Below are 15,772 nucleotides of genomic sequence, written 5' to 3' on the forward strand. Positions count from 1 at the left end.
GTATGCTTCCGCGCATGCGAATCCTCTACGGTGTCGTCGGCGAAGGCATGGGCCATGCGACGCGCTCCCGGGTGCTGCTCGAGGCGCTCACGAAGGAGCACGAGGTCCACATCGTCGTCTCAGGCCGGGCCCAGGACTACCTGGCCAAGCGCTTCCAGAACGTGCACGGCATCTGGGGCCTGACGCTGGCGTACGAAGGCAACTCCGTGAAGAAGTGGCAGACGGTGTTGCAGAACCTGACGGGCGCGGTGAAGGGCTTCCCGCAGAACGTGCGCCAGTACTTCGAGCTGGTGGACGACTTCAAGCCGGACGTCGTCGTCAGCGACTTCGAGACGTTCAGCTACCTGTTCGCGAAGACGCACCGGTTGCCCGTCATCAGCGTGGACAACATGCAGGTCATCAACCGCTGCCAGCACGAGCCCGCGCTCCTGGCCGGATATGAGGACAGCTATGAGACGTCGCGCGCCATCGTGAAGGCGAAGCTGCCGGGCGCGTTCCACTACCTCGTCACCACGTTCTTCTATCCGCCCTTGCGCAAGCGGCGCACCACGCTGGCCCCGTCGATTCTGCGCCCGGAAATCATCGAGGCGAAGTCGGAGCCGGGGGAGCACCTGCTGGTGTACCAGACGTCCACGACGAACACGGCGCTGCCAGACATCCTCAAGGCCGCGGGCATCCCCTGCCGGGTGTACGGCCTGCGTCGGGATATCAGCGAGGACCTGGTGGACGGCAACCTCACGTACCGGCCGTTCAGCGAGAAGGGCTTCATCGACGACTTGCGCACGTCGCGCGGCGTGGTGGCCAGCGGCGGCTTCACGCTGATGAGCGAGGCCGTCTACTTGAAGAAGCCCATGCTCAGCATCCCGCTGGAGGGCCAGTTCGAGCAGATCATCAACGCCCTGTATCTGGAGAAGCTGGGGTACGGGATGTACGTGAAGGCGCTGACGGTGGACGCGCTCAAGGAGTTCCTCTCGCGGGTGCCGCGCTGCGAGGAGGCGCTCAAGAGCTACGAGCAGGAGGGCAACACGAAGATGATTGCCGCCCTGCGCGAGCAGCTGGCCCTGGCGTACGAGCACCGGGGCCACTGGGCCATGGAGATGGCGCAGGACTGAGGTGCCCGCCTAGTGGAGCGGGACGTCCATCTCGTTGTTCCGCTCCGCCGCGCGGCGTGACAGCTCCGTGAGCCAGGAGCGGGTGAGGGGCGTCTCGCTGTCCGCGCCGGTGTGCGAGTCCTGGCCGCTGCTCTGGGGCAGCCGCCGGTTGGTCCAGGCCAGGAGCGCCGCGGTCAATTCGGGCGCGAGCACCCGGCCCACCGCGCCCAGCTTCGCGGCCAGGCCCACCAGCAGCTCCGCGTCGCCCCGGCGGCAGGCATCCAGAATCAGGCGCGCTGCGCGCTCGGCGCTCACCGACAGCCCGGGCAGCGAGTCGCCCACGGCGAACCACGCGTACTCCGCCTCGTTCTGGCCCTTGAAGCGCGCGTTGCGCGGGCTGCCCGTGCGCATCAGCCCCGGGCACACGGTGGTGACGAAGATGCCGTCCTGACGCAGCTCCGCGCGCAGGCCGTCCGACAGGCCCACCAGCGCGAACTTGCTCGCCGAGTAGGGCATGAGGTGCGGGACGCTGAGCCTGCCGCCCACGGAGGCGATGTTGACGATGCGCCCCTCGCCTCGCTGCTTCATCTCCGGCAGCACCGCCAGCGTCGTGTACAGCGCGCCCCACAGGTGCGTGTCCATGGCATCCTGGAAGTCCTCCACCGTCATGGACTCCAGCGGCCCCACCTGGATGACGCCCGCGTTGTTGATGAGCACGTCCACCGCGCCCCAGCGCTCGTGCACCGCGCTCACCGTGGCCTCCACCTGCACCGGGTCCCTCACGTCACAGGGCAGGGCGAGCACCTGGGCGCCGCCGCGCTCCAGCTCCTCCCGGGCCCGCTCCAGCGACGCCTCATCCCTGCCACACAGGGCCACGCGCGCGCCCGCCTTCACCAGCCTGCGCGCGAGCACCAGGCCCAGACCGCGCGAGCCGCCGGTGATGAGCACCGTGCGCCCGTTGAACGAGTAGCGGATGCGCAGCAGCGCCTTGCGCAGCCCGAGCGCCGCGCCGATACCCGCCGCCGCCAGCGTGCCCGGGGTGAAGCGGGGGGCCTGCCTGTCCTTGCGCCAGTCAGCCATGTGGGAGCCCTCCGGAAGGCCTCAGGGCGCGGGAGCGCCGGCCGAGGTGTCGTACTGGGTGAAGCGGTCCAGCACGGGGCGCACCTGGCGTGCCGCGTCCTTGCCGGCGAAGTGGTGGCGGAGCCGGCGGTCCGCGTCGAAGACGAGCCACGCGGGGGTCTGCTTCACGCCGTACGCCTGGGCCATGGAGCCGTCATCCACGGCGATGGGATAGACGAGCCCGTGCTCGCGCGCGAACGCCTCCACCGCGTTGGTGTCGCGCAGCTCCCTGGCGGAGTGGGTGACGTCCACGCCGATGACCTTGAGGCCCCGAGGACCGAACTCCGCGAGGAAGCGCTTGAGCGCCGCGAAGTCATTGGCGTGGGCGTCCGAGGCCATGGAGAAGAAGTGGAGGAGCACGGGCAGTTCGTCGAGCTCCGAGACATGGACGGGGGCGTTGATCCACCCTCCATCCGGGTCCAGCAGCGTGAGGGGGATGTCGTGCGTTGGCGTGGGCATTCGGGCTCCCGCGATAGGGCCTGCGTCTGAAGGTCGCCCCTCAAGCTATGCATCCAGGGGAGTCCTCCAGGGCTTGCACCGGGGTGTCGACTGCCTGGCCGGAGGAGGGCGCGCGAGGCGGGTGGCGCTGGACGGACGGCGGCCAAGAGGGCAGACAGTCGCTTCATGCGCATCCCCGACTTCAAGCTGGAGCGGTACTTCGCGCGCTGGGAGTTCGCCGCGCCCTACACCCTGTGCTCTTCGGACATCGAGGGCTGGAAGATGCGGGAGCTGCTGGCGCTCGCCGAGCCGGACGCCCTGGCCCGCTGGGAGGAGCTGACGCTCGGCTACACCGAGGCCCCGGGCCTGCCCGCGCTGCGGCTGGAAATCGCCGCGCTCTACCAGGGCGTGGCGCCCGAACAGGTGCTGACCTTCGCCGGCGCCCAGGAGGCTGTCTTCATCCTGATGAACGTGCTGCTGGGCCCGGGAGACCACGCCGTCGTCACCTGGCCCGGCTACCAGTCCCTGCACGAAGTAGCGCGCGCCACCGGCGCGGACGTGACGCTGCTGCCGCTGCGCGAGGAGGACGGTTGGGCATTGGATGTGGACGCCCTGCGCCGCGCGCTCAAGCCCCAGACGCGAATCGTCGTGGTGAACTTCCCCCACAATCCGACGGGCGCGCTGCCGGACCGGAAGACCTTCCAGGCGCTGTGCGCGCTGTGTGACGAGCGAGGCATCTACCTCTTGTCCGACGAGGTGTACCGGCTGCTGGAGCATGACCCGAAGGACCTGCTGCCAGCCGCCGTCGAGCTGTCGCCGCGCGCCTTCAGCCTGGGCGTCATGTCCAAGGCGTTCGGGCTGGCGGGGCTGCGCGTGGGGTGGCTGGCCTGTCGCGACGAGGACGTGCTGCGCCGGTGCATGGCGTACAAGGACTACACCACCATCTGCAACAGCGCCCCCAGCGAGGTGCTCGCCCTCATCGCCCTGCGCGCGAAGGAGCGGGTGCTGGCGCGAAGCCGCGCGTTGCTCGCCTCCAACCTGGCCCTGCTGGACGCCTTCTTCGCGCGCCACGCGGACACCTTCCACTGGGTGCGTCCGCGCGCCGGAAGCGTGGCCTTTCCGCGCCTGCTGCGAGAGCAACACGTGGCCCGGTTCACCGATGCGCTCGTGCAACGAGAAGGCGTGCTGTTGCTACCCGGTGACGTCTACGACTTCCCCGGCAATCACTTCCGTCTGGGGTTGGGTCGCACCAGCCTGCCGGAAGCCCTGACACGCCTGGAGCGCTTCGTCACCGACACCCGGTGAGGCGATGACGCGATGGGCCAGGGTGACTGACGCCTCATGCCAGAGGGCGACGCATTGCGTCAGGTTTTGCGCCGGCTTCCTGGTTTCCGTGTTCTCGACCTTTTACACCCCGAGACTCTAGAGTGAGCGCTTCCCCGTCGGGTCCCCCACCTGGCGAGAGCTGTTCCCCCTACTCCCGAGCGGAGGCGTTCACGATGAAGAAGCTGATGGGTACGGCGATTGCCGCGGCCACGCTGTTGGTTGGCACGCAGGCTGCCGCCACCAATTACACGCTGTGGATTCACGGTCGGAACGGCGGCGGTACGCAGGCCGGGAACTACGGCGACTTCAGCTACTGGGGCCCTGCGGGTACCGCGGCGGGCGTGAACAAGAAGGCCGTGAATTGGAACGGCAAGGAGCGCATCGGCGGGCAGAACGCGCGCGTGCGTGACGCGCTGGACTGTTACTGCACGGGGAACAACTGGTGCTACATCGCCTCGCACAGCGCGGGCAATCTCCAGATTGGCTATGCGCTGTCGCTGTATGGCGGCTCGGCGCGCAGCAAGAAGAACGCGACGCCCAACGCGAGCGGCGTGTGTGGCAACACGGATGGCAGCACGCAGACGGGCTGGAACATCAAGTGGGTGAACGTGGCGTCCGGCGCTGGCGGCGGCAGCGAGTTGGCGGACGTGGGTGAGTGGGCGGTGAGCGAGCCGCTGGTGAGTGACCTGGTCACCACCACGTCGCGGGCCATGTACAACCACAACACCACGCGCAGCGTCTGGTTCTACATGTTCGCTGGTGCGAAGGGCACGCTCTACTCGGGCATCCTCCCCGGGCAGGACGACGAGGCGGTGTCGTACCACTCCACGGGCGGCGTGTCGGGCAGCTCCGGCAGCTCGCAGTGCAACCCGGGCGACTGGTTCTGTGGTGGCACGCTGAACACCGGCACCGCGAACACGAGCGACGGCCGCGCGAAGTGGAGCTTCCACACGGTGTCCCTGCGCGATGACGGCGAGTCGTTCAACCACTACGCCAACGGCAACTGGGGTGGCATCGTCGCCAAGGTCCGCGAGGACGTGGTGAAGTACGCGTACTGAGTCTGTCCCCCTGATGCAGCCATGACGCCCAACAGCCCTGCTCCTGCTCCTGTCTCCCGCCCGCGCCGTCTCGGGTGGGTCTTCCTGGTGATGGCCCTGGCCGTGGGTGGGCTGGGGTGGTGGAGCTGGAGCCGGGAGGCTGGCGAGGAGGAGGCTCCGAGCGAGCCTCCTGTCCTGGCGGAGGGCCAGAATCGCGAGGCTGGAGAAGCCCCGCCGAAGTCGGGGCTCGTCGGGCGCGGCGCGGCGTTGGAGCGACGCTCGTCGCCGGGCACGGAGGACATGCGGGTCTCCGTGCTGAGCCCCGAGCAGCGCGAGCGCCTGGAGCGGCGGGAGCTGTGGACGGCTCGGCTGGAGCGGGCGAAGCAGACGCTGGAGTCCTACGTGTCCGCGACGCGTTATCCGCCGCAGTCCCGCTCCATCCGGGAGCATCCGGACCAGGTGGTGCTCGCGGAGCCGGAGCGCACGCGCCCGTTGAGTCGCGAGCACGCGGACGTGCAGCTCCGGTTGAAGCAGGATCGGGTCTTCGTGGTGAGCGACGAGGCGGTGCACTTCTTCGTCTCGTGTGAGGACGCGCAGCGCGTGCCCAGGCCCTGTCAGGTGTTGTCCGCGTCCGCGCACGAGGCCGAACACGTGCAAGGCGCGGGGGGCGTGCCCGCCGTGCCCGTGGCCTTCACGGACGATGGCGCCGCGGGTGACGCGCTCGCGGGCGACGGCATCTTCACGGGGCGGTTCCAGCCGTCGAAGCAGGGCTTCCCGCTGTATTCGGGCACGCTGCGCGTGGACGTGCGGGTGCGCTCGGACAAGGCCGAAGGCATGGCGTTCCTGGACATCCTGTACACGCCTTCTCCGCCGGCGACCTTCACGGGCAGGGTGCGTGAGGCGCTGGCGGACGGCTCGCTGCTGCTCTACCTGGGCATCCACGTGCGCAAGGCGGGGCGATATGTCGTGGCCGGACGCATCGACAACGAGAGCGGCGAGCCCTTCGCGCATGTCTCCTTCAACGAGGAGCTGAAGGAGGGGGTGCAGGAGGTGAAGCTCACCGTCTTCGGCAAGCTGGTCCTCGACGAGGCGCCGACCTTCCCCCTGCAACTGCGCGACGTGGAGGGCTTCCTGCTCAAGGAGTCAGGGGACCCGGACCGCGAGCTGATGACCACGATGCGTGGCTATGTCCACACCACGAAGGAATATCCGGCGACGTCCTTCTCGCCCGATGAGTGGCAGAGCGAGGAGCGCAGTCGCAACCGGAACGAATTCATCCGCGACGTCGAGGAGGCGCAGCGGCAACTCGACGCGACGCTCGGCGAGGAAAAGCGTCCCTGAGTCGCGGGTGGGTCCTCCGACGTGACGGTGACGCCCGTTGGGGCGTCGTGGAGCGGCACGGCTCGCGCTTCAGGCGACGCTCGGCTCGTGCGAGTCCACCGGCGTGGGCTCCGTGGAGACAGTGGAGACCTCGGGCTCGGTGGACGTCGCGCCCCGCTGCTCCTCCAGCAGTTGCTCCTGCGGCGCGGCCTGCTCCGCGAAGGTCTCACCCGGAGCCGAGGCCTGCTCCGTGTTGGACGGGGCGACCGCCACCGACTCCTCGAAGCTGTCGCCCACCGTCGCGCTCTGCTCCGTGAGGAACTGCCCGAGCACCGAGGCCGGCTCCGCCGGTTGTGCGTCGGGCTGGAGCTCCACGGCGTCCGCCACCACGTCCACACCCTGCGCTCCGAGCGCGGAGACCACGGGGACACTGGCCGCGACGGGGTTGGCCGCGAGCGAGCCGAGCACGCCCGCGAGGGCCGCGTCCGCCGGGCCAAACTCCTCCTCCGGAACCAGGTCGCCCAGGTCGCTCAGGTCCGCGAGGAACTCCTCCGGTCCCGCGGGCCGCACGGACGCCCCCATCAACTCCCCGGACGCATACCGCGCCGCCGACAGGCCCTCCACCGCGCTTCCACCCGGCATCACGCCGCCGATGGCCGAGGGGCTGTCCTCGAACGAGTCCAGGTCCAGGTTCAGGTCCAGCATGGGGTCCGCCCGCCCAGAGGAGCCCGGAGGGTCCATCATGAACAGCAGATCCTCCGGCGCATCCACGCTGGGCGAGGAGGTGTCCAGGTTGTGGAGCTCCCACGCCGCCTCGTCGGGCGAGAGGATGTCGGAAGCATCCGGCGCGTCCGCGCCCCCGCGCCTCGACGCCCGCCCCACTGCGCCGCCCGTGTCACGCGGCGCACCCAGCGCGGAAGGCAGCTGGGAGCCAAGCACCTGCGCGTAGCGGGGCGCGGCGGGCTCGAACGAACTCTCGCCGGAGAACACGCGCAGCGACGCATGATCCAGGTTGCGCGCCGAGCCGGTTTCCTCCGCCTCGTCCAGGTCGAACGAAGACAAGAGGGCATCGGCGCCATCCGCGCCGTCCGCCTGGAAGTCGCTCTCGTCGGAGTAGCCCCGGCGGATCTTCGACACGGGGTCCAGGGACTCGCTCTGGGTGAGCGGGGACACGCTGGTGTCCACGTCGAGCGAGGTGCGCCGCAGCGAGGACAGGATGCTCGAGGACAAACGGCGGATGGAAGTCATCGGACACCTCCCGGGGCGCACACGTCGGACATCATCGTCATTGTCGTCGTCCCCGGGTGAAAGTTGCCAGGGGCCCCGCGTGGGGTCCCCACCCACCCTGAAAGAGGGGAGTCCGCACCCATCACCTGTGGGGTCGCCACCCCTCCCACTGGACAACGTTTCCGGATGCAGGGCGCTTGCAACGTCCGCCACCGAACGAGTGCGGGGCGGGCGCCGAGGTCGGCTGGCACTCACGCTCCAGACACCGCAAGAAGAGAGGTATCCGTAGTGGGCGCTCGCCTGGGGATGGGCGCTGGCCTCCCGCTTGCTGGGGAGAGGCTCGAGGAGGCGGTGTCATGCTGCGTATCGAAAGCGCGGGACAGACCCATATCGGTCGCCGGCCCCACAACGAGGACTCCTACTGTGTCCTGCCGGAGCTGGGGCTGTACGTGGTCGCGGATGGGCTGGGTGGGCAGGAGGGCGGCGAGGTGGCGAGCCGCTGTGTCGTGGACACCTTCGCGGGCCTGGGGCATCGGTGGGAGCGCGAGCGGGAGGCGGTGTGGCCGGAAGTCGCCGACCCCCGCCGCACGCGCGAGGAGAACCTGCTGGCGGCGTGCTCGCAGCTGGCCCAGCGAAACCTCCAGGCCCAGCGCGTGGGCCGGCTGAGCGAGATGGCCTCCACGGTGGTGGCGCTGGCGCTGGGGCAGGAGGGCGCGGCGGTGGCCCATGTGGGGGACAGCCGGCTGTACCGGCTGCGGGGCGGCAGGTTGGAGTCGCTGACCCGGGACCACTCGTTCATCGAGGAGCTGAAGGACGTGGGCATGGAGCCTCCGGGGGGCGCCTCCAACTGGCGGCACCTCATCACCCGCGCGCTCGGGACGGACAACGCGGAGCCCACGCTGCAGCGACTTCACGCGGAGCCTGGGGACGTCTTCCTGTTGTGTTCGGACGGCCTCTACGAGCCGCTGGGAATGGACGGGCTGGCGCGGCGCCTGTCGCTGTCCTCCGCGCGTGAGGTCTGCGACGCGCTGGTGGCGGATGCCTTCGAGGCGGGAGGCAAGGACAACATCACCGCCGTGGTGTTGCGCGTCGCCGACGCTTGAGGCGCAGGTCAGTGGAGGTGGGAGGGTCAGCCGGAGGGCGCCGGGTCATCCACGCCTTACTGCTCAAGCCTGGAAGCTTGGGGTAGGGTGTGGCTTCTGGGGTTCCCCCACCCTGGTCATTTCCCCTCACGTCCGACACCGCAGCGCATGACGCACAGCCTCGCCGCTCGTCTGACCATCGCCATCACCCTGGTCATCCTGGCCCTCACCGCGCTCTGCGTGACGTTCACGGGCGTCGTGCTGCGCTCCCGGATGGACACGGAGCTGGCCCAGGCGCTTACCCATGACGAGTCAGCCTGGAGCCGGTTGGTGGCCCAGGAGGCTCGGACGCTGAAGGTCCTGCTGCGCAGCGCCGCGGCGAATACCCAGCTTCGCGCGCTGCTCTCCGGCGCGACGGTGGACGCGAAGGCGCTCCAGACGTTCTCCGAGGATCAGAAGGCCCTGGTGTCAGTGGAGCTGTTGCTCATCACCACGCCGGAGGGCGGGCTGCTCGCGGGTTCGTACCGGGAGCCGCTGCCCGCGCTCGCGCAACTGGTGCGGAGCGGTGCGCCTGGGGTGCTCTTCGTGGGCGAGGCGGCCTACTGGACGGTGTCCCGGCCGGTGGAGGTGGACGGACGCGCGGTGGGGCACCTGGTGCTGGGGAGTCGGTTCGACGATGCGCCGCTGAAGGACTTGAGGAATCAGCGGGGTGTGGAGCTGCTGCTGCGCGTGGGCCCGAGGTTGGTGGCCCGGTCCGTGGACGTCGTGGCCCCGGAGGCCTTGCTGGCGGCGGTGGACGCGGACGTGGAAGAGGGGCGCGTGGACGTGGAGGACTCGTCGTTCCGCGTGGTGCGACTGCCGGTGGGGCAGGGGTTGGAGCTGGTGCTCGCGCGGGACGAGAAGACGGAGGCGTCGCGTTTCGGCACGGCGGTGCTGCTCATCGTCGGGTTGGGGCTGTTCACGGCGCTGGCGGCGGGCGGTGTGATTTTCCTGCTCGTGCGACGGATGACGAGCCCCCTGCGGGAGCTGACGGCGGCGGCGGCGCGGGTGGTGGCGGAGGGCGACTTCCGGGGCACGCTGGAGGTTCACTCGCGAGACGAGATTGGCCGGCTGGCCGCGTCGTTCGCGGAGATGATGGTGCAGCTGCGTTCGCTGCTGATGGCGCTGAAGGGCTCGGCCGAGCAGCTCGAGTCCGCCGCCGCGCAGCTCACTGATTCCGCGTCGATACAGAACGAGGCGGTGTCCCAGCAGGCGGTGGCGCTGCACGAGACGCAGATGGCGGCGCAGCAGCTCCAGGAGTCCTCCCGGGCGGCGGCCAGGCGCGTGGAGACCATCCAGCGCGAGGCGGAGAAGGCGAGCGGCTTCGGTCAGGCCGGCGAGGCGGCGGTGTCTGGCAGCGTGGGGGGACTCACGCACATCCGCTCGCACGTCGAGCAGATTGGCCGCACCATCACCGTGTTGCATCAGCGCACGCGACTGGTGGGCGACATCACCCGCACGGTGAAGGACCTGGCGGACCAGTCCAACGTGCTGGCGTTGAACGCCTCCATCGAGGCGGCGCGCAGTGGCGACCAGGGGCGGGCCTTCTCCGTGGTGGCGCGGCAGATGCGCTCACTGGCGGACCAGTCCGCGGGAGCGACGACGCGCGTGCAGGGCATCCTGGGCGACATCGGCCGGGCCATCTCCGAAGCCGTGCGCATCAGTGAGGGTGGGGCGCGCGAAGTGGAGGGAGGGCTGGAGCAGGTGCAGGCGGCGGGTGAGAGCCTGCGCTCGCTGGCCGGCATCATCCAGAGCAACGGCCAGACGGTGCGGAGCATCTCCGATGCCGTGCGCCAGCAGGACGCGGGCATCGCGGAGCTGTTCGCCGCGCTCAGCTCCATGGCGGACGTGGCGGACCAGATTGTCGACCGCATGGCGGCCAGTGAACAGGCCGCCATCCAGCTCTCCGCCGCTTCGGGCGAGCTGAGCGCCATCGTCGGCCGCTACCAGCTCTGAGGTTTCACGTCCGTCGAGGCGCGCTTCAGCCCAGCTCACCACCGTCGATGGCGTGAGCGGCACCCGTGATGGCGCCCGCCGCGTCCGACGCGAGGAAGAGGCACAGCGCCGCCACCTCCTCCGGCTGGACGATGCGGCCCATGGCGTTCATCGATGCCAGGGCCTCGCGCGCCTGCTCTCCGGTGCGACCCGTCGTGTGTGAAATCGCCGCCGTCGCGTTGGAGAACATGTCCGTCTCCACCCAGCCCGGGTTCACCGCGTTCACCGTCACCTGCTTCTTCGCGTACTCCACAGCCAGCGCGCGCGTCAGGCCCAGCAGCGCGTGCTTGGAGGCGCAGTAGGCGGACGTGTATTTCATCCCGCGCACGGCGGTCATGGAGCCGATGTTGATGACCCGGCCACCTCCGGCCTGCGCCATGGCGGGCATCAGCTCGCGGCAAAGCAGGAAGGGGGCCGTCACGTTGATGGCCATCACCCGCGCCAGGTCCGCGGTGCTCGTCTTCGTCAGCGGCGCGGACACGGTGATGCCCGCGTTGTTCACGAGCACGCCCGGGGCGCCTTCCGCGAGAATCGTCTTCGTCGCCGCGACCAGCGCGGCCTCGTCCGCCACGTCCACGACGAGGGGCCGGATGCTGTCTCCGCCCTCCTTGACGAGCACCGCGAGCGCATCCGCGGCGCGGGCCAGGGCCCAGACGCGATAGCCCTCGCGCGCGAAGGTCAACGCCACGGCGCGGCCAATGCCTCGGCTCGCGCCCGTCACCACCACGGTCTTCTGGATCGTCGTCATGCGCGGCAGCCTAGCGCCCCAGGCCGGCACGGGCACGCCCGACGACACGACTCACGCGGTGGGGGCGAGCACCGCGACGGGCGCCTGGGGCCGCAGCCGCTCCCCCACGCGCTCCAGCCCCTCGCCAGCCCGCGCGCGGGCATGCACCTGGGGATAGTCGTCGAACGCCGTGCCCAGCCACCGGTCCAGCACCGTGGTGTACAGGCCGTAGTGGCCCTGGTGCCGGGCGTGGTGCATGGCGTGGAAGGTGGGCGTGAGGACCTGTCGCCCGAGCCACGTGGACACGAAGCGCTCCGGCAGCCACTCGGTGTTCCCATGGCCCACCACGTTGAGCACGTAGTTGGCGAGGATGTAGAGCATCACCCCCGCCTGGGTGACGGGCATCACCTCCAGCGCCAGGATGACGAGGCCGAAGTTGCCCGCCAGCAGCACCACGCGCTCCACCAACGAGAAGGACAGCGAGGTCAGCGGATTCGTCACCTGCGCCACATGGTGCTGCGCGTGGAACCGGTAGAGCACGCGGGTGTGCAGCAGGCGGTGCGTGGCGTAGAACCACACCTCGAAGCCCACGAAGAGAAAGGCGAAGGTCGCCACCGTGGCGCCCACGCTGAAGGGTGCCAGTCGCGACTGGTACACGACGCGGAACGCGGCGACGAGCACCGCGTCGAAGACCAACACCCGCACCGCCGCCCACGCCTCGCTGCGAAGTTGTCCCGGCGCCAGCGGCTTGCGGTAGACGCGCCACCGCGCCCCGGCCTGGAGCGCGGCCGCCCACCATCCCAGGCCCACCATCGACACCTTCAGCGTCCCCGACACGCCCAGGACGAGGGGGAACAGCGCCATGAATGCGTGCACCATCGTGCTCCACCTCCGGCCCTTGCCGCCGACACCCCATGTTAACCCCCCGGAGGCAGGCGCGGTTGCGGGGGCGTTTGACGCTCCTGGAGGCGGGCGTTAGGACGGCGCCATGGCACGCGCGGACATCACTGACTTGTTCCGGCTGGACGACCTGCTGTCCCCCGAGGAGAAGGCCGCTCGCGACACGGTGGCCGCCTTCGTGGACCGCGAAGTACTGCCCATCATCGGCGGGCACTTTCGCGATGGCACCTTCCCATTCCACCTGGTCCCCCAGCTCGCGGAGATGGGCGTGCTGGGCGCCAACCTCCAGGGCTACGGCTGCGCGGGGATGAACACCGTCAGCTACGGCCTCATCCTCCAGGAGCTGGAGCGGGGAGACTCGGGGCTGCGCTCCTTCGCCTCCGTGCAGGGCTCGCTCTGCATGTTCCCCATCCACGCGTATGGCAGCGATGAGCAGAAGGAGCGCTTCCTGCCGGGCATGGCCAAAGGGCGCGTCATCGGGTGCTTCGGCCTCACCGAGCCGGACTTCGGCTCCAACCCTGGAGGCATGCGCACCCGCGCGCGCAAGGACGGCGACGACTACGTCCTCAACGGCACCAAGACGTGGATTACCAACGGCGCCATCGCCGACGTCGCGGTGGTGTGGGCGAAGACGGACGACGGCGGCCCCGAGTCCGTCCGAGGCTTCCTGGTGGAGAAGGGCATGCCCGGTTTCACCGCGCGGGACATCCCCGGCAAGTTCTCCCTGCGCGCGTCCATCACCAGCGAGCTGTCCTTCCAGGACGTGCGGGTGCCCGCGCGCAACGTGCTGCCCGGCGTGGCGGGCCTGCGAGGCCCCTTGTCCTGTCTCAACAACGCGCGGTTGGGCATCGCCTTCGCTGTCACCGGCGCGGCCATCGCCTGCTTCGAGGGCGCTCGCGAGTACTCACTGTCCCGCGCGTCGTTCAACGGCAAGCCCGTGGCCAGCTACCAGCTCACGCAGGAGAAGCTGGCGGACATGCTCCAGGACATCGTCAAGGCGCAGCTCGTGGGACTGCGCGTGGCGCGGCTCAAGGACGAGGGCAAGGTGACGCCCGTCATGGTGAGCCTGGCCAAGCGCAACAACGTGAAGAGCGCGCTCGACATCGCCCGCGTGGCGCGGAGCATCTACGGCGCCAATGGCATCACCGATGCGTACCCACCAGTGCGCCACATGCTGAATCTCGAATCGGTCTTCACCTACGAGGGCACCCACGAGGTGCACACGCTGGTGCTCGGCAAGGCCATCACCGGAATCGACGCCTTCGACTGACGCCCGCGTGATGCCTCCCCTCATCCCAGTCGAGCGGAAGAGGGGAGGGCCATCACAGGCGAAGCCGAGGTCAGCCCTGGCTCTCGCCGCCCTCGGCCTTCGGGGCTTCTTCGGCCGTCGTCGCCTCGGCTTCGGTCGGAGCGGACGTTTCGGCGCCTTCCTCCGAGGCGGTCTCCGTGCCTTCCGCCGAGGCCTCGTCGGACAGCTCTGGCGCGGTGCCAGCGGCTTCCGCCGCCTGCTGCGCCTTGAGCTCCTCGTCGTTCATGAAGCCGACGGGGTTGTCCTTCCGGTTGAAGAAGCGCACCGCCTTCTTCGAGAGCGCGAACATCTGCTCGGCCGCCGCGGCGGGCACCAGCGAGTGCTCGATTTGCGCCGGGTCCGGACGCTCCACCACGCCGAGCTCGCCGTCCTCCAGCCGCTTGGCCTGCTCCGGCGTCAACTCCATCCGCCGCAGCTTGCCCTTGCGGGTCATGAAGTAGAACGCCGTCTCCCCGGGCTCCAGCGGCACCTGCGAGCCCAGCACGAGCTCGCGCAGCGCCTTGTCCAGCTCCACCTGGCGCTTGGATTCGGCGCGCTGGTAGGCCTTGGAGCCGGGCATGGGGGGCAGCTTGGGAATGGGCTTCTCGGCCACGGCGGCGGGACGCCCGTGCTGGGGCGCTCCACCTCCGCCACCGCCACCGGGCCGGAACGAGCCACCATGACGGGGCGCACCGCCACCACCAGGGCGGCCACCACCGGGACGTCCGCCACCCTCTCGGGGGCCGGGGCCACGGTCCTCGCTCCGGGGTGACGGGCCACCGGATGTCCGGTTCTCGTCACGCCGGGGCGGAGGACGGTTGCCGCCTGGACGTCCGCCCTCCTGGGGCTGGGGCCTCCGGGCTTCCGTCTGGCTGGTTGCCGCATCAGCCTTCTTGGACTGTTCCTCGGTGACGAGGCCCGCCTTCAACAACTTGTCGCGCAGGTTCTGCATGAGAAGGGCGTTCTATCCCTTGCACGGCCGCACGCAAGCCGCTGCTTGCCGCTCTTGTATGCGCCACGTAACTTGCCGCCCCCGTGGTACCCCCTCCGGAGGAGTCGTGAGCCGTCTGAAGAAGTCCGCCGTCACCCTCGCCTTGGCGCTGGCCGCCGCCAGTTGCTCGGACCCGGTCGACAAGGCGGCCAAGGCGCGCATCTTCTCGCCGGAGGACCCTCCCAAGGTGGTCGCCTCCGCCCAGCAGAAGCTCCCGCCGGAGGATGTCGCGGAAAACCCTCAGGTGGCCCGCCGAATCCTCGGCATGGACGCCGCCGAAATCACCGAGCGGCTGGGTCCCCACCGCTACCAGGCCACCCTCGGCTACGAGTGGACCTCCGCCGAGTCCAACCCCGTGAAGCTCACCGAGACGCGCACGTTCCGCGCGGGGCCCGGGGGTGTCAGCGGCGACTTCCACGGCGTGCTGGAGAACTCGAGGGACCAGGGCCTGGAGGTCATGCGAGTGGGGGGACAGGTGTTCGCCCGCAACCGGTATGGCCCGTTCCGTCAGCGCCTTCGCGACCGCGGCATGGCCGAGCGCACCCGCACGGAGCTGACCGGCGCCATCCGCGACTTCGACATCCTCTTCCAGGGGCGGCTCAAGCTCGCCCCGCAGGGCACCGTCACCTATGAAGGGCGCACGGCGTGGCGCTACGTGGTGACGCTGGCCCCGGCCACGGAGGGCGATGCGTCCCGACCGCTGCCGGCGCTGTTCCAGTCCAAGGGGGGCTCGGACGAGACGACGCGTCGGCGCGCGAACTTCTTCGCCCACCGGCTGCCGCGCTCGCTGGATGGCGAGGTGCTGGTGGACGCGGCCACCTCCGTGGTCCTCAAGGCCCGGCTGGATGGGCGCGTCGGGGTGCCGTCGGAGAAGACGCCCGAGGCGGCGGAGTTGCGGCTGACCTTGGAGGCGTCCCTGTCGGAGCTGGGCAAGGACCCGAGGCTTGCGCCGCCCGAGGAGTTCCTCCCCGACGCGGACAAGCCCCAGGGCATCGCCGACGCGCTGGACCGCTTCGGCATCGAGCGCGCGAAGCCCGAGGGTGCCAAGAGCACGACGCCGGGTGAGGCGCCGCCCGAGCCCGAGGACGAGGCCGCGCCGGAGTAGTTCGTCGAGCGGGTGGGGCGCCCGGTGGGCGTCCTACTGATGCCGCCGTGCCGGAGTCGTTCGTCGAGCGGGCGGGTCGCCTGGGTG

Annotated in this window: 14 protein-coding genes; 8 read left to right on the forward strand and 6 right to left on the reverse strand. The window is 69.9% G+C overall.

Translation table 11 applies throughout. The features are described from left to right. The first annotated feature begins 2 nt into the window (after positions 1-2). Positions 3-1,112, forward strand: a complete 1,110-nt coding sequence (locus HR086_RS34485) for an MJ1255/VC2487 family glycosyltransferase (protein ID WP_174467756.1) — start codon at positions 3-5, stop codon at positions 1,110-1,112. A gap of 9 nt (positions 1,113-1,121) precedes the next feature. Here the strand turns inward: HR086_RS34485 and HR086_RS34490 are convergent, their stop codons facing one another. Further along, entirely contained in the window at positions 1,122-2,171 is a 1,050-nt protein-coding gene (locus HR086_RS34490) for an SDR family oxidoreductase (protein WP_141646501.1), read from the reverse strand. A 21-nt stretch (positions 2,172-2,192) separates the two neighbouring features. Continuing rightward, positions 2,193-2,669 carry a peroxiredoxin gene (locus tag HR086_RS34495; RefSeq protein WP_174467757.1) on the reverse strand — a complete coding sequence of 159 codons (477 nt, stop codon included), beginning with the start codon at positions 2,667-2,669 and terminating at the stop codon, positions 2,193-2,195. A gap of 165 nt (positions 2,670-2,834) precedes the next feature. Between HR086_RS34495 and HR086_RS34500 the strand changes: the two genes are divergently transcribed. The 3 genes from HR086_RS34500 to HR086_RS34510 all read left to right on the forward strand — a co-directional run bounded on the left by HR086_RS34500 (position 2,835) and on the right by HR086_RS34510 (position 6,352). Beyond that, positions 2,835-3,953, forward strand: coding sequence for an aminotransferase class I/II-fold pyridoxal phosphate-dependent enzyme (locus tag HR086_RS34500; RefSeq protein ID WP_174467758.1), 1,119 nt, complete (start codon positions 2,835-2,837; stop codon positions 3,951-3,953). 194 nt (positions 3,954-4,147) lie between these two features. Next, complete coding sequence (locus HR086_RS34505) at positions 4,148-5,032, forward strand: hypothetical protein (RefSeq protein ID WP_174454789.1); 885 nt, start codon at positions 4,148-4,150, stop codon at positions 5,030-5,032. A gap of 21 nt (positions 5,033-5,053) precedes the next feature. Further along, positions 5,054-6,352, forward strand: a complete 1,299-nt coding sequence (locus tag HR086_RS34510; RefSeq protein WP_174467759.1) for a choice-of-anchor X domain-containing protein — start codon at positions 5,054-5,056, stop codon at positions 6,350-6,352. Positions 6,353-6,421: 69 nt separating this feature from the next. On the opposite strand, the gene HR086_RS34515 is transcribed toward HR086_RS34510, so the two are convergent. Then, complete coding sequence (locus tag HR086_RS34515) at positions 6,422-7,579, reverse strand: hypothetical protein (protein ID WP_174467760.1); 1,158 nt, start codon at positions 7,577-7,579, stop codon at positions 6,422-6,424. 335 nt (positions 7,580-7,914) lie between these two features. Here HR086_RS34515 and HR086_RS34520 point away from each other — a divergent pair, with 335 nt between their 5' ends. Beyond that, on the forward strand, positions 7,915-8,661 hold the full coding sequence (locus tag HR086_RS34520) for a PP2C family serine/threonine-protein phosphatase (protein ID WP_174454792.1): 747 nt from the start codon (positions 7,915-7,917) through the stop codon (positions 8,659-8,661). Between the two features lie 147 nt (positions 8,662-8,808). Then, entirely contained in the window at positions 8,809-10,635 is a 1,827-nt protein-coding gene (locus HR086_RS34525; protein ID WP_174467761.1) for a methyl-accepting chemotaxis protein, read from the forward strand. Positions 10,636-10,660: 25 nt separating this feature from the next. Here HR086_RS34525 and HR086_RS34530 read toward each other — a convergent pair whose 3' ends face one another. Next, on the reverse strand, positions 10,661-11,422 hold the full coding sequence (locus HR086_RS34530; RefSeq protein ID WP_174467762.1) for an SDR family NAD(P)-dependent oxidoreductase: 762 nt from the start codon (positions 11,420-11,422) through the stop codon (positions 10,661-10,663). 51 nt (positions 11,423-11,473) lie between these two features. Next, positions 11,474-12,280 carry a sterol desaturase family protein gene (locus HR086_RS34535; RefSeq protein WP_174467763.1) on the reverse strand — a complete coding sequence of 269 codons (807 nt, stop codon included), beginning with the start codon at positions 12,278-12,280 and terminating at the stop codon, positions 11,474-11,476. Positions 12,281-12,389: 109 nt separating this feature from the next. On the opposite strand from HR086_RS34535, the gene HR086_RS34540 reads away from it, so the two are divergent. Continuing rightward, complete coding sequence (locus HR086_RS34540; protein ID WP_174467764.1) at positions 12,390-13,571, forward strand: acyl-CoA dehydrogenase family protein; 1,182 nt, start codon at positions 12,390-12,392, stop codon at positions 13,569-13,571. A 70-nt stretch (positions 13,572-13,641) separates the two neighbouring features. Here the strand turns inward: HR086_RS34540 and HR086_RS34545 are convergent, their stop codons facing one another. Then, the gene (locus HR086_RS34545; protein WP_174462907.1) at positions 13,642-14,541 is read right to left on the reverse strand and encodes a DUF2058 family protein; all 900 of its coding nucleotides are present in this window, start codon (positions 14,539-14,541) and stop codon (positions 13,642-13,644) included. Between the two features lie 106 nt (positions 14,542-14,647). Here HR086_RS34545 and HR086_RS34550 point away from each other — a divergent pair, with 106 nt between their 5' ends. Next, positions 14,648-15,685: a hypothetical protein gene (locus HR086_RS34550; RefSeq protein WP_141646491.1), complete on the forward strand. Its 1,038-nt coding sequence runs from the start codon at positions 14,648-14,650 to the stop codon at positions 15,683-15,685. The last annotated feature ends 87 nt before the right edge of the window (positions 15,686-15,772 follow it).

It is taken from the genome of Myxococcus sp. CA039A (assembly GCF_013336645.1).
GTDB lineage: Bacteria > Myxococcota > Myxococcia > Myxococcales > Myxococcaceae > Myxococcus > Myxococcus llanfairpwllgwyngyllgogerychwyrndrobwllllantysiliogogogochensis.